Source organism: Pedobacter sp. Leaf216 (assembly GCF_001421515.1).
Taxonomy (GTDB): Bacteria; Bacteroidota; Bacteroidia; order Sphingobacteriales; family Sphingobacteriaceae; genus Pedobacter.
In genome coordinates, this window is sequence record NZ_LMKM01000009.1 from 88,283 (window position 1) to 103,629 (window position 15,347).

The following is a 15,347-nucleotide window of genomic DNA, read 5'->3' on the forward strand; positions in this document are numbered from 1 at the left end:
TGTTGGATTATTGATTTGCATTATTTGTGGCTTKTTCAGCAGGGATATGCACCAAAAATTCGGTTCCTTTTCCTGGTGTTGATCGTATGCTGATTTGCCAGCCATGAATATCAAGGCATTGTTTAACATAGTATAAGCCAAGCCCAAGGCCCGAAACCGTATTATCTTTGCCTGCACGGTAAAACTTATCGAATATTTTTTCTTTGGTTGCCTCTTCAATTCCTTTCCCGTTATCTTTAATATGAAGGGTGTAACCATCTTTATTGGTGGTAATAAAAAGCACAGTCATTTTTACCTCACTGTGGTTGTGTTTAAAAGCGTTATCCAAAATATTGTGCAGCATGGTTGTAAACACAAAAGGATCCATCATAATCAGTATTTCCGAACCATGAGGATCAAAGGTAAGGCTATCTGGCGATTGCACTTTTATTTTATAATCGTTTACCAGTGTAAGTACAGCATAATTAAGGTCTGTTTCTTCGAGGTGGATGTTGTTGTTAATTTCCGAAATCTCCAACATTTGGTTAATGTGCGAATGGAGCCTCCGGGCCTGCCTTTCTACAATATTTACAAGTGTGTTAACGCGGTTACGGTCATTCAGTACCTCATCTTCGTGCAAACTTTTACTGGCCACCAAAATGGTGGTTATGGGCGTATTAAATTCGTGCTTAATGCTATTCAGGAAATCAGATTTAACATCGGTTTCTTTTTTCTGCCGCATCCAGCTGATGTAGGTATAATAATTTATGCCCACTATAATGATAATGCACAAGGCAACGAGCGAAAATGTAGGCAACATTTGATAGGCCACTTTTAAGGTACGGCCCGGAGGATCTACAAAAAGATTAAAGGTAATTCTGTAATCGTAAACCAGTTTGCCGCTAACCGAAAGATTGGTTACCCTGTTTTGGATATTTGGATCCGTTAATGTGCCGTCGATAATTACCCCATATGGCGTTTTTTCCCTGGCTTTAAAATCAGTTTGGCTATTGTTATCGAATATGGTAATGTTACCAATTTTATTGTCGAAGTTTATTTCAATTTGCTGAAAAGTGAGGAGGTATTGCAAGTTGCTATCCAAGCCGTTCCGTTTAACAATCGATTGGAAAACACTGTCCATGGTGCTTTGCTGCCGAAGATCTTTTAACAGTGTATTGCTTACCCGTTGCGATAGTTTAACAAATTCTTTTCGGTTATTTAGGTAGGCTTGTTTGAGCGCAGGCATATTTTTGGCGAGGATGGAGTCGATAATCTTTCCGCCGCCGGTATACACCTTATCTTCTGATATACTGCGTCCATATTCATCGTTAATCAGCGTTTTTTCCTTTAAACTATAATCCCTGTCTCTAAGTACATAAGAATTATAGGTTAATCTGAGCTGTACCAGCAGCAATATCAGAAAGCTGACCAAAACTACCGACTTATATATACGATCTTTCATTTTATCCATTAAAAATAGACGTATTATTTCATAAATACCATAACGTTAAGCTTTTGTTAGGTTTCTGTTACGGTTTCGTTCGACAAATTTCTTTGATGTGGGATGTAGCTTTGAATAATGAAAGTTGGATGATGTGTATCAACCACATTTTGATTAAGCGATTGAAATTGATAACCAGCTGTACACCAGTACATCTTTCTAAACAACTAACACAAATACAAGAACCAAAAAACAGAGAAATGACCTTTAAAAGGATTTTATCATTATTACTTATCGTTTCGGGTACGACAGCTATTTACCCGGCAATGGCCCAGCAAAAATCGGCCAATAAACTATTACCCGAGCTTCAGCAAGATTTTGTAGACCTTGGTTTGGGCATGTTTATCCATTATGGAATGCCAACTTTTATGGATCAGGATTGGTCGGACCCTGATGCAGATCTTTCCCTGTTTCAATCACCAAAACTCGACGCTGACCAATGGGCAAAAGCGGCAAAATCTGCAAACATGACTTATGGTTGCTTAACCACTAAACACCACAGCGGTTTCCCGATCTGGAATACCAAAACAACTGCGTATAATGTAATGAATACGCCGCTTAAACGCGATGTGGTAAAAGAATATACAGAGGCTTTCCGTAAAAATGGATTGAAGGTAATGTTATACTATTCTATTTTGGATACCCATCATGGCATCCGTCCCAACCAGATAACTCCTGCAAACGTTAAAATGATCAAAGATCAGCTTACCGAACTGCTTACCAATTATGGCGAAATTACAGCACTGATTATTGATGGATGGGACGCGCCATGGTCGCGTATTTCTTATGATCAGGTACCTTTTGAAGACATTTATTACTTAATCAAATCATTACAGCCAAACTGTTTGGTGATGGATTTGAATGCAGCAAAATATCCTACACAGGCATTGTTTTATACCGATATCAAATCGTATGAACAAGGTGCAGGTCAGTTTATTTCAAAGGAGAACAACAAACTTCCGGCACTTGCCTGTTTACCGCTTCAGGCCAATTGGTTCTGGAAAACATCTTTCCCTACTACACCTGTAAAAAATGTACCCGAGCTGGTAAACAAATTCATCATTCCTTACAACGGTGCCTATTGCAATTTTATTCTTAACGTAGCTCCGGGCAAAAACGGGCTGATTGATGATAATGCTTTGGCGGCACTTAAAGAAATGGGGCAGATTTATAAAAAACCTACCGATCTTCCGCGCATACCGGCTTATGCTGCGCCAATTATTTCGAGCAACATTGCCAAACATGTAAAAAGCAACAGCAGCTGGAGCGATGATATGAATATTATGGATTTTGCCAATGATGACGATTTCGGTTCGAGCTGGTCTTCAAATCCAACTGTAAAATCTCCCTGGTATGAGTTAAATTTCGAAAAAGCAGTTCCTTGCAATATGGTGGTATTAACCGCCGGTAATAACCGTAAAGCCACCTACACTTTGCAGTATTATGCAAATGGTAAATGGAATGCTTTAGCTGCGAAAAACGAAGGAGAAAAAAAGGTAAGTATTTTTAGGTTTGAACGCATTTGGTGCGAAAAAATAAAGGTAAGCATTACCAATTTCGACAGCCCGCCTGCTATTGCTGAAGTAGGGGTATTTAATGAAAGAAAATAAGATATAGGTTAGCCGGATCAGTTTTGGCCCGGCTAATTTATTAACTGCTCTTGTTTGCCAGGTACAGGTGGGAATTAACTACTCCAAAACATATCTACAAGCATTTTTTGAAACAATCCTAACATAAACCAACCAAACTTTATGAACCAAAATTTTACTGCCAGGGTAAGGCATTTGCCTTATCTGGGGAATCTCTGGGTACTGTTTTCAGTATTTAGTGTCTGTTTACTGCTCTTGGGCAGCCCCATACATGCGCAACAGGGCGCAACAACCAAAATTACCGGAACTGTTAAAGATTCACTCGGTTTAGGTATTCCCGGGGTGAGCCTTCAGGTTAAAAGCCAGGGAGGTGCCGGAACAATTACCGATGCCAATGGTAAATTTGCCCTGAACGTTACAGCCAAATCTACAGTAGTAGTATCATCGGTAGGTTTTAAGCAGATTACTTTTATTGCAGATGCCCAAAATTTAAAAGTAGATCTCGTTCTGCAATCTGATGATAACAACCTTACGGATGTGGTGGTTACAGCCTTTGGCAAAAAGGAGCGGAGAGAAGCCATGGTAGGATCTGTAACCAGCATTACACCCTCTAAGCTTAAAATCCCTTCCAGTAACCTCACCAATGCCATGGCCGGGCAAATTGCCGGGGTAGTGGCTTATCAACGCAGCGGCCAGCCAGGGCTTGATAATTCAACCTTTTTTATCCGTGGCGTAACCACATTCGGTTACAAACAAGATCCCTTGATTTTGGTAGATAACGTAGAACTTACCCCAACCGATCTGGCGAGGTTACAGGTTGATGATATTGCCAGTTTCTCCATCTTAAAAGATGCCAGTGCCACGGCTTTATATGGCGCAAGGGGGGCTAACGGCGTAATATTGGTAACCACAAAAGAAGGTGTAGAAGGCAATGCAAAAGTAAACGTACGTTTCGAAAACTCGATTTCGCAGGCTACGCAAAACCTAAAAATTGCCGATCCCATCACTTTTATGAAAATGTATAACGAGGCCATTACCACAAGGAACCCCTTAGGTGTACCCAGGTTTAGCCAAAACGATATTTACAACCGCGAGCAAACTTTAAGTGGTGCACCGGGAAGCAACAGATATGTTTATCCTGCTGTAAACTGGATTGATGAACTTTTTAAACAAAGTACCAACAACCAAAGGCTTAACGGTAGCGTAAGCGGCGGCGGCAAAATTGCCAGGTACTACATTGGTACATCTTACAACCGCGATAACGGGATACTAAAAGTTAGTCCGGTAAATAATTTTAACAATAATGTAAAGCTAGAAAACTATCAGCTCCGTTCTAACGTCAACATCAATGTTACGCCTACTACTGAGGTGGTTTTAAGGCTTTCGGGTACTTTTGATGAGTACAACGGCCCTATAACCGACGACGGCTCTTTCTCTGCCGATCTGTATAAAAAGGCACTTCATACCAGTCCGGTATTGTTTCCTGCATTTTTTCCTGCAGATCCATCATTGGGTATTGATACACACATTCTCTTCGGCAACAGTTCAACTGAGGGTACCGGAAACACAGTTGGTTTTTCCAATCCATATGCAGATATGATGAAAGGCTATAAATCTTTTTCCAGGTCAAGAATGTCGGCACAATTAGAACTTAATCAGGATCTTAACTTCCTTACAAAAGGTTTATCATTTAAAGGAATGTTTAATACCAACAGGTATTCTTACTTTGATTTAACGAGGCAATATTCGCCGTTTTTTTACAATATAGCTTCTTATGATCGGGTGAGCAATCAATATACGCTTAACTGGATTAATAACCAGCCGGGGCAGGCTTCAGAGTACCTGAGTTTTGATCCCGGTTTTAAGGATATCAATACTTTTGTGTACATGCAGGGCGTATTGGATTATTCGCGACAGATAGGCAGCAAACACAACATTAGCAGTACATTAATTGCAACCAGGCAGCAGCGTCTTTATGCCAATGCCATCGATCCTGCAACCAATTTATCCAGTTTGCAGTATTCACTTCCTTACCGGAATGTTGGTTTATCGGGTAGGTTAGGGTACGCTTATGATAACCGCTACTTTGCCGAATTTAATTTTGGCTACAACGGATCGGAACGCTTTGCAGATAAAAACAGATTTGGTTTTTTTCCAACAATTGGCGGTTCATGGGTAATCTCGAATGAGAAATTTTGGGATGGCGGTTTAAAAGGAGTGGTTAATAAACTTAAACTACGCGCGAGTTATGGTTTGGTAGGTAACGATGCCATTGGTGCACAACGTTTTTTCTACCTGTCTAATGTAAACCTTAACGGGGGCAATCCTGCCTTTTTTGGTCAAAACAATGGGGTAAGCAGGCCAGGTGTAAGCATTACCAATTACGCAAATGACGCGGTAACCTGGGAAACTTCGAGGCAAACGAATATCGGACTGGAGATTAGCCTGTTTAAAAGTTTAAACATTATTGCCGAAGTATACAAACAACACCGTTACAATATTTTAATGCAACGTGCATCTATCCCTACCAGTATGGGGTTAGAATCGGGTGTGAGTGCAAACCTTGGCACTGCTGATTCGCGCGGAATTGATTTTTCTGCTGATTATAGTAAAACCTTCAGAGGAGGCTTTTGGATGTCGGGCAGAACAAACTTTACCTTTTCGCAAAATAAATACGGTCAATACGAGCAACCAGCATATAAAGAACCATGGAGAATACTTTCTGGCCAGAAAATCGGTGTAAGGTGGGGTTACATTGCCGAGCGTTTATTTGTTGATGATCAGGAGGCGGCTGCTTCGCCAACACAACTTTTCGGAGCGGGTGCTTCTGCGCCAAAGGGAGGCGATATTAAATATACCGACGTAAATAATGATGGCAAGATAACCGAAGCCGATCAGGTTTTTTTAGGGTTGCCGGCTACACCCGAAATTGTGTATGGTGCAGGCCTTTCAATGGGATTTAAAAAGATCGATCTTTCTTTGTTCTTTCAAGGCGTAGGCCGTACAAGTTTCTTTATTGATCCATCTCAGGTAAGTCCCTTTCTCGAAAACAGACAGGTATTGCAACAATTTGCCGATAGCCATTGGACAGAGGAGAATCAGAATCTTTATGCCAAGTATCCCCGTTTGGGAACCACTTCTTCCGAGATCAGCAACAACCTGCAAACCAGTTCGTGGTGGATGCGTGATGGTGCATTTATCAGGTTAAAATCAATAGAGATAGGTTATACCTTGCCAGAAAAGTTGGCCAAAAAAGCATTCTTATCCAATTGCCGGATTTATTTTAATGCCTTAAATCCATTTACCTGGAGCAGGTTTAAAGATTGGGATCCGGAGTTGGCTTCAAACGGCTTTAGCTACCCGATCCAGAAAGTGTACAATATCGGAATCAACGTAAACTTATAAGCGCACCTGTAATGAAATTTAACATCAAACTTCTCCTACTCATTGCAGTGGTTACGGGAACAACCGTATCCTGCAAGAAATACCTGGATGTAACACCAGATAATGTGGCCACTATCGATTATGCTTTTAGAAACAGAAATGAGGCCGAAAATTACCTTTTTACCTGTTACTCTACCATACAGAACATGGGCCCTTCGAATACCGATGCGGCTTTTACCTCCTCAGGCGAAATTTATTTCCCCAACACATTAACCGAAGCCACGTTGGGTAGCAGAGATGCTGAGCAAGGTTTCCACCTGATTAGAGGGGTGCAAAGTACTGATAATCCATCTTTAAATTACTGGGATGGTGAGCAACTTGGGCAGCCGATTTTTAAAGCCATTAGGAGGTGTAATATATTTCTGGAGAATATTAACCGACCAAAAGACCTGTCTCAATTTGAACGCAACCGCTGGATTGCTGAGGTAAAGTTTTTAAAAGCTTATTATCACTTTTACCTGTTAAGGATGTATGGCCCGGTTCCTTTAATTAAAGAGAATTTGCCTATTGATGCCGGTACAGAAGATGTAAGAATAAAACGTGCACCTGTTGATGAAGCTTTTGCCTATATCGTATCATTATTGGATGAGGCCACACCCGATCTTCCGCGCACCATTCAGGATCCTGCAAGGAGTTTAGGCCGCATTACGCAAAACATTGCTTTATCAGTTAAGGCAGAAGTGCTTACCACGCAGGCAAGTCCGTTTTTTAACGGCAACCCCGATTATACTGGTTTTAAGGATAAAGATGGGGTTAACCTGTTTCCGGCTGCTTATAGTGCCGAAAAATGGAACAAAGCCATGCTGGCCTGCCAGGCGGCAGTAAAATCATGCGAAGAAAGCAATCTTTCACTTTACCGTTTTACTTCTCCAGGCAATCTTCCTACTATACCAGCGCCATTAAAAACGGTTATGGATATCAGGCAGAGCATTACCGAAAACTGGGAGAAAAATCCGGAAGTAATTTGGGCCCTTAACACCGAATTTGGACTCCAATCTATGGCTATGCCTAGGCTTACCAATGCCATGGTACAAAATATGGGTGGTGCACCAGGCAATTTTGCCGTACCTATCGGGATGGCCGAACTGTTTTATTCTAAAAATGGAGTGCCGATGGCAGAAGATGCAAGTTACGATTACCGGGGCCGTTATGCTATTGCTGCGGCACCTGCCGAAAGCAAATATTATTTAAAAAGTGGCTATCAAACCATTAAAATGCACATGGATAGGGAACCCCGTTTTTATGCGGATTTATCATTTGATGGAAGCTGTTTTTTTGGGAACGGACAAACAGATCCTGAAAATATGCTGTATGTGCAGGCCCGCGGTGGAACTTCATTGGCTGGGCCGAAAGATAATATCAGGGTAAACGTATCAGGCTATTGGCCAAGTAAACTCGTTAATTACCAGTCGGTTTTTGGTACTGAGGTAACCCAGGCAAGCTTTAGGGTGCCATTAATCAGGTTGGCCGGCCTTTACCTGCTTTACGCAGAAACACTTAACGAAGTAAATGGCCCTACGGCCGATGTGTATACATATATCGATAAAGTACGTACACGTGCAGGTTTAAAAGGTGTTAAAGAATCCTGGGCGCAGTATTCGGTTAATCCGGGCAAGGCATCAAGTAAAGATGGTTTGCGTTCAATTATCCAGCAGGAACGGCGCATTGAACTGTGTTTCGAAGGTAGAATTGGGTGGGATTTACGCCGTTGGAAAGTGATGCAGGAGGTATTAAGCAAACCGCTTCAGGGCTGGAATATTCAGGATACCACACCAGAAGGTTATTACCGCCAGCGCAATCTTGTAATCCCGGTATTTGGTTTAAAAGATTATTTATGGCCGCTTAAGTACAACGACCTGATTGCTAATCCGAACCTGGTTCAAAATCCTTATTGGTAAATTTTAAACATACGATGATGAAAATTAGCTCAAAAATATATAACCGGCTTAGCAGCTTGCAATTTCTTGCACTGTTACTGGTAGCCTTCTCGCTTAATTCCTGTAAGGAAAGTGAAGGTTTTAATGATGTAGTATCAAATGATATGACAAAACCCGGTGCACTTACCGGAGTAAAAGTAGATAACCTGGCCGGTGCCGCAGTAATTTCTTATAAACTACCAAATTCTGAAAACCTGCTTTATGTACAGGCAGAATACCGGATCAATGCGCGAACGGTGAGGCAAAGCAAATCTTCCTACTATAGCGACACAATTAAGGTAGAAGGTTTTGAAAAAAGCGGCGATTATGATGTTACACTTTACGCAGTATCGCGTGCAAATGTGAAAAGTGATCCAATTCAGGTGCGCGTACATCCTGCAACACCATCTTACCTATCGGTTTACCCAACGGTTCAGCTCCAGGCCGATTTTGGCGGTGTAAATGTAACAGCCAATAATCCTGCTAAAAAAGCAATTGGTGTTATTGTGATCTCTAACGATAAAACAACGGGAAAAATGCTGCCGATTGAGCAGTTTTATACCGAAGCCGAAAGCATTAATTTTAGTGTAAGGGGATTTGATACCTTAAAACGAGATTTTGGCGTATACGTAACCGATAGGTGGGGAAATATATCTGATACCTTATATAAATCCATCAGCCCAATATTTGAAATAATGGTGCCAAAAGCTCAATTTAGCGAATACAGGCTACCTTCAGATTCTCCACTTGGCGCAACTGGCCTGGGTTGGAATACAACGAGGCTGTGGGACAATAATACCACCGACCCGGGGTGGCATACTGAAGCTGGTTATGGAAAACCATTACAACTCTGTACTTTCGATATGGGCGTGCTCACCAAGCTTAGCCGCTATAAATTATGGGAAAGGGGTGAAGCCTATGGAAACGATTACTCCTATAACCATGGTAACCCTAAAGGGTGGACACTCTGGGGATCGGCCAAAACCGCACCGGCAGATATCGATCTACCTGTAACATCAGCAAAAGGTACTGTAGTTGGCGATTGGATTAATCTTGGCAATTTTACCTGTCCGCCTCCGCCATCAGGCAATGCGCCCGGGCAAACCACACCTCTTGATCTTGCAGCTGTAAAAGCTGGCTTTGAGTTTAATATCGCTTTGGATGTACCGAAAGTGAGGTTTATCAGGCTGGCTGTTAACACTACGTGGGGCAATGCAGATTTTGCACACGTAATGGAATTATCTTTTTGGGGAAACACCAATTAAAAATTAAAGAAGATGACAACTAAACATATAAATGGCATTTTAATGGTTTTTATGGCCATTGCAGTGCTTTGTGGCTGTAGTAAAGATGCGCTCGACTACAGAAAATACCTTGACGGAAAAGAAAGAATCTATCCGGGCTTTGCGGGTAAGGTTGGTGCAGCACCAGGAAATTACAGGGTTAAACTCAATTGGAAAGCAAGTCCTGATCCGAGTGTTACCCATTACAGAATTTTTTGGAATAATTTTGCTGATTCCTTGGAAATGAAAGCACCAGATCGGAACATTACTGATGTATCGGTAATTATTCCTAAACTGGTAGAGTATAACTATTCTTTCACCATTTACTCTTACGATAAAGCGGGCAATAAATCGGTGCCTGTTCAAATCAGTAACATAAAAATTTATGGCGATAGTTACAAAGCCAGTTTAACCAACAGGTTTCTGGTTTCAGCAGATCCTTATCAGTTGGATGATACTGGCATTACGCTTCACTTTGAAAAGCCCGATACCATTAACATTGCAACCGAAATAAAATACACTTACAAAGATGGAACAATCCATAAAAGCTCGTTAAGTCCGGATGAAAATTCGATCAGGCTGGCCGACTACAAAACCGGAACAAAAATTTATTTTAAATCAGCATATATCCCTGTTAAATCGGCAATTGATACCTTTTATACAGCAGATTATGATTCTTTGAGCAATATCTTAATACCTGTAGATAAATCGCTCTTCCGCCCGCTAAAACTCGCCAATGATGTTGGCATCTATTCGGATGAAACCACATTATCTCAACTGTGGAATGGAAATAAAACACCAACAGATTATCCGGATATTTTCCATAGCGACGATCAAACTCCGCTTCCACATCACTTTACTTTTGATATGGGTAAACCGATAAACAACCTCGCACAGTTCGAAATTATCGGGCGCAACGGCTACAATAACCCTACTAAATTTGAGATATGGGGAATTGCAAATCTTACAGGAGCAGAAACGCAGTCGCCAGGTAATTCGCCAGGCTGGACCGCAGAATCTAAAGGAAGAGGGTGGACTTTGCTTAAAACTGTAGAACGTTCAGATGATGGATCGGCACCATTTAAAGTAAGCCTCCCTGATGGATTACCTGCAATACGGTATATCCGGATCCGGGTGATTCAGGTAGCCAGTGGCGATGCCTATTACAGCAACATCAGTGAAGTTACTTTCTGGAACAAATAGGTTCGCTCTGGTAAAATGGAAGAATAATGTAAATGATGAATAAGAATAAAACAATAATTTATGTGCTGGTCCCAATTTTATTATTGGGACTGGTTTCAAGGTCTGAAGCGCAGATTAAGGATCAATTTAATAAAGTAACAAGTATTCCAGATTCTGTTTGGAAAGAACATTGGTTTGAACACCATGAAGAGCTTAAACTAGTAGCGAGCAATGCTGATGTGGCTGTTTTTTACGATAAAAATATGCCAGTAAACATTAAATGGCCTGTTTCGGTAATGGCCGATTGTTGGGCATACGTTAAACATAATTATGGAAATTTTGGACTTGATCCGAAACTGTATGTGATTTTGCACCGCGCAATGGGTAAAGATTATGGTGGTGGCCACCCATCACCATTTTTTGATGCAAGTCATGATTATCGTAACGTTATCGATTGTGGTTTGGGGCAATGGGATAATCCAGGTGGAGAGCAGATTGGCATGCCGATACATGAGATGGGTCATATTGTAACCAGTGCCAGTCATGGCACCAAAGGATCGCCTTCTGATGTACTCTGGGGAGATAGTAAGTTTATGGAGATTTTTAATTATGATGTACTTAAAAATATAGGAATGGCCGATGAAGCCAATAGGGTGTTTACGCAGATGCAAACCCAGTACGACGACTTTCCGAGGCCGGGTACGCAGTGGTTTAAAAACTGGTTCTTTCCTATTTATAGCAAGTATGGTGAAGGAAAAGTATTGAACAGGTATTTCGAAGTGCTGGCTTTAAATTTCCCTAAAAATAAAAACGGACGTTTTATCAGGGATTTAAACTTTGGGGAGTTTATTCATTTCTGGAGCGGTGCAGCTGGAGTTAACCTACAATTGGTTGCAGAAAAAGCTTTTGGCTGGCCGATTGAATACGATCTTCAGTTTAAACAGGCGCAAAAAGATTTTCCTAAAGTACATTATAAAACTGAAGGCAATACCAGGTAGGAAGGTGCTTAGCTAGGAAGAGTACATAAATTGGGGGGACTTGTATCGAATACCGTTATAAACCATTTATGCATAAGATACCCGGTGTGGACCGGTCATAATAAGCTTAGGTGAGGTTTATACTCATCAAAAGCTAATTTAAATTTGGTAAAAACATAGGTTGTGGTGGATACCCAACCTATGTTTTATTTTTAACACAATTTTCTATCAAATCTGTCATCCTGAGCCAGCCGAAGAACCTTTTTAAATATTTTAAAGGCATTTCTACAAACTTAATTTCACAAACTCCTAAAACGATCGTCTTTCCCGCGCAGGCGGGAATCTTAATACAACCTGCTAAAGCATTACGATTCCCAATCGAGTTGGGAATGACGCAAGATTTTTAGCAATTTTTCACCTTAATTAATGATAAATTGAGATGAGTCGTTATTTGGACTGAAGCGTTATCTGTCACCCTGAGCCTGCCGAAGAACCTTTTCAACTAATTTAATGGCATTTCGACAAGCTCAATATGACAGTTTTGTTTAAAAAAACTTACGATTTAATAAACGCTAAAAGATCTTTATTAATCGTTTCTGCTTCCGTAGTTGGCATACCGTGAGGGAAACCCGGATAAGAAATCAGTTTTCCGTCTGGTAAAAGCTTCGCTGCTCTTGGTGCCTGGTTAAAAGGAACAATCTGATCGTCTTCACCATGTAAAACCAATACAGGAATTTCTACACTTTTTAAATCTTCAGTAAAATCAGATTCTGAAAATGCTTTAATACCTTCATAATGTGCCAATACAGAACCCATCATGCCCTGGCGCCACCAGTTGTGTTTAATACCTTCCTGAACTGTTTTACCTTCGCGGTTCCAGCCATAAAATGCCACAGGAAAATCGTAGAAATATTGTGCTCTTGTAAAACCGGTACCTTGACGGATTTCATCAAATATCGACATTGGCACGCCTTCCGGATTGCTTTCGTTTTGAATCATTATTGGTGTTACTGCACTAATTAATACCGCTTTTGCAACGCGGCCTTTGCCATGTTTTGCCACATAACGGATTACCTCACCACCACCGGTTGAGTGACCAATGTGAATGGCATCTTTTAAATCGAGAGCTGCTGTAAGCTCTGCAATATCGGCAACATAAGTGTCCATATCGTTGCCATTTGCACTTTGTCCTGAACGGCCATGTCCACGGCGATCGTGTGCAATTACACGGTACCCTTGTTTAAGGAAAAACATCATTTGTGTATCCCAGTCATCTCCCGATAATGGCCATCCATGATGAAATACGATTGGCTGTCCTGTACCCCAATCTTTGTAATAAATTTCAGTTCCGTCTTTTACTTTAATAGTACTCATAGCTTTTTTATTAGATTAAATTTTAATTATTTAAAGCAGCTTCGCTAATCACCGCATTTGGATCACCGCTAAGCCTGGATATTTTACAAATCCATTTATTCAAATTATGGGCCATTGCTTTAAATGTTTGAAATATAGGGATTTACGATTGGGGTGTTGATTATTCTATTGGCTTTATTTCGTTAATTTACGGTAATGATTTAGTAAAATGAAATTACCTGCTTTTTGTATTTTTACGGAGGTGTTGCATTGTTTAATCTGCTTTCCATTATTTTGTAATAATTAATCTTTTACTCCATTAAAAATTGTGTTGATGGCTTGCTCATTTAGGATTAATATAATAGCTAAACGGTATATTTTTGTGTAAAATCACGATATATCGTCATTAATTTTTGTGTGTTTTAATAAATCCGGCAGTCAAATAACTGAGTGTTTGTTGATTATATTTGTGGTTTATTCTTTGAAGAGAAAAAGCCATGCATTACACCCTTTTACAGTTTCTTATTTTGCTTTCTGCTGCTTTCCTGTTGATTATGCTGGCACAAAAGGTGAAAATTTCATATCCTATCTTTTTGGTAATTGCGGGTCTGGGAATTAGCTATATTCCGGGTATCCCGCCAATGTCTATCGATCCGGAAATGATATTTCTGATTTTTCTTCCTCCATTGCTTTATGAGGCAGCCTGGTACACCTCATGGAATGATTTCTGGCGTTGGCGCCGGCCAATCAGTTTGCTTGCTTTCGGCCTGGTTATCATCACGTCAGTAGCAGTGGCATTTTTAACTTCATCCATGATTCCGGGTTTTACCCTTGCTATGGGCTTTTTACTTGGCGGCATAGTTTCTCCGCCTGATGCCATTGCAGCAACCTCTGTTTTAAAAAATATAAAAGTTCCAAAGCGAATTACCACCATTTTGGAGGGTGAAAGCCTAGTTAATGATGCATCCAGTTTAATTGTACTCCGTTTTGCACTGGCAGCCGTAATAACCGGGCAATTTTCTTTTTCAAATGCAGCAGGCGATTTTTTCTTAAGCACTGTGATGGGCATTGTAATCGGTTTGGCGGTAGCACATGTACTGTATCTGATTCATCGTTTTTTACCTACTACACCAAGTATAGATGCTGCAATTACGTTAATTTCTCCTTATTTCATGTATTTGGCTGCCGAGCAGTTTCATTTTTCGGGGGTAATGGCTGTAGTTAGTGGAGGTTTGTTTTTATCATACCGTTCGCATGAGATTTTTGTAGATGGCCAAAGCCGTTTACAGGCCATTAATGTATGGGCAACATTAACGGTAATCCTTAATGCGCTGGTGTTTATATTAATCGGGTTAGCTTTACCCATCATTATGGCTGGTTTAGAGGGGTATTCCCTTTGGGAAGCTTCTGCTTATGGTTTGGTTATCAGTGCCCTGGTAATTGTGCTGCGTATTGCGTGGATTTACCCTGTTGCGTTTATTCCAAGGTGGTTATCGGCAAAGGTAAGAAAGAGTGAAGCCCATCCGGGTTGGAAAGGACCGTTAATTATAGGCTGGGCTGGTATGCGGGGTGTAGTTTCTTTGGCTGCGGCACTCTCATTGCCCATTACCACTGCGGCAAACATTAATTTTCCGCATCGAAACTTAATTATCTTCATCACTTTTGTGGTTATTTTGGTAACCCTTGTTTTTCAGGGCCTTACGTTGCCTTATATCATTAAGGCGATTAATATTTATGAAATTGATCCGTTGGTGCCTGATGAACAGCAAGAAGCCAGCATCAAACAACGCTTGTTAAGCGTATCATTAAAAAGGCTGAAAGAAAATTACGCCGTTGAAATTGAAGGCAATGGCTTGGTAAATGGTTTAAAAAATGAGTTGGAAAACAGTTTAAACCACGCCGCCAGGCGGCTAGAATCGATGGAGTGCGAAGCCATAGAAAGTGCAGAGATGGAAATTTACAACCATATTTTAAAAGATATCTATCATATTCAAAGACAGGAACTGCATAAAATACGGAAAGAAAAACAGTTTAGTGATGAAGTAATCAGGAAGCAGGAAATGCAGATAGACTTATCGGATACGAAAATTCCACACCAAAAATTGGGTTAATTTAATTAAAGC

Annotated in this window: 9 protein-coding genes; 7 read left to right on the forward strand and 2 right to left on the reverse strand. The window is 40.7% G+C overall.

Annotation, left to right across the window (positions count from 1 at the left end; genetic code table 11):
- Positions 1-7: 7 nt before the first annotated feature.
- A complete protein-coding gene (locus ASE74_RS08530; RefSeq protein ID WP_162235800.1) occupies positions 8-1,441 on the reverse strand; it encodes a sensor histidine kinase KdpD in 1,434 nt (477 codons plus the stop codon).
- Positions 1,442-1,680: 239 nt separating this feature from the next.
- Here ASE74_RS08530 and ASE74_RS08535 point away from each other — a divergent pair, with 239 nt between their 5' ends.
- From ASE74_RS08535 to ASE74_RS08560, 6 genes are all read left to right on the forward strand, one after another.
- Positions 1,681-3,090: an alpha-L-fucosidase gene (locus tag ASE74_RS08535; RefSeq protein ID WP_055907337.1), complete on the forward strand. Its 1,410-nt coding sequence runs from the start codon at positions 1,681-1,683 to the stop codon at positions 3,088-3,090.
- 141 nt (positions 3,091-3,231) lie between these two features.
- Entirely contained in the window at positions 3,232-6,474 is a 3,243-nt protein-coding gene (locus tag ASE74_RS08540) for a TonB-dependent receptor (protein ID WP_055907160.1), read from the forward strand.
- A gap of 11 nt (positions 6,475-6,485) precedes the next feature.
- Positions 6,486-8,411: a RagB/SusD family nutrient uptake outer membrane protein gene (locus tag ASE74_RS08545; protein ID WP_055907163.1), complete on the forward strand. Its 1,926-nt coding sequence runs from the start codon at positions 6,486-6,488 to the stop codon at positions 8,409-8,411.
- A gap of 14 nt (positions 8,412-8,425) precedes the next feature.
- Entirely contained in the window at positions 8,426-9,694 is a 1,269-nt protein-coding gene (locus tag ASE74_RS08550; RefSeq protein ID WP_082458704.1) for a DUF5000 domain-containing lipoprotein, read from the forward strand.
- Positions 9,695-9,706: 12 nt separating this feature from the next.
- Positions 9,707-10,915 carry a DUF4998 domain-containing protein gene (locus tag ASE74_RS08555; RefSeq protein WP_055907169.1) on the forward strand — a complete coding sequence of 403 codons (1,209 nt, stop codon included), beginning with the start codon at positions 9,707-9,709 and terminating at the stop codon, positions 10,913-10,915.
- 32 nt (positions 10,916-10,947) lie between these two features.
- Entirely contained in the window at positions 10,948-11,892 is a 945-nt protein-coding gene (locus tag ASE74_RS08560) for a hypothetical protein (RefSeq protein WP_157255379.1), read from the forward strand.
- 534 nt (positions 11,893-12,426) lie between these two features.
- Here ASE74_RS08560 and ASE74_RS08565 read toward each other — a convergent pair.
- Positions 12,427-13,245, reverse strand: a complete 819-nt coding sequence (locus tag ASE74_RS08565) for an alpha/beta fold hydrolase (protein ID WP_055907175.1) — start codon at positions 13,243-13,245, stop codon at positions 12,427-12,429.
- Positions 13,246-13,721: 476 nt separating this feature from the next.
- Here ASE74_RS08565 and ASE74_RS08570 point away from each other — a divergent pair, with 476 nt between their 5' ends.
- Positions 13,722-15,335 carry a Na+/H+ antiporter gene (locus tag ASE74_RS08570; RefSeq protein ID WP_055907176.1) on the forward strand — a complete coding sequence of 538 codons (1,614 nt, stop codon included), beginning with the start codon at positions 13,722-13,724 and terminating at the stop codon, positions 15,333-15,335.
- Positions 15,336-15,347: the final 12 nt, after the last annotated feature.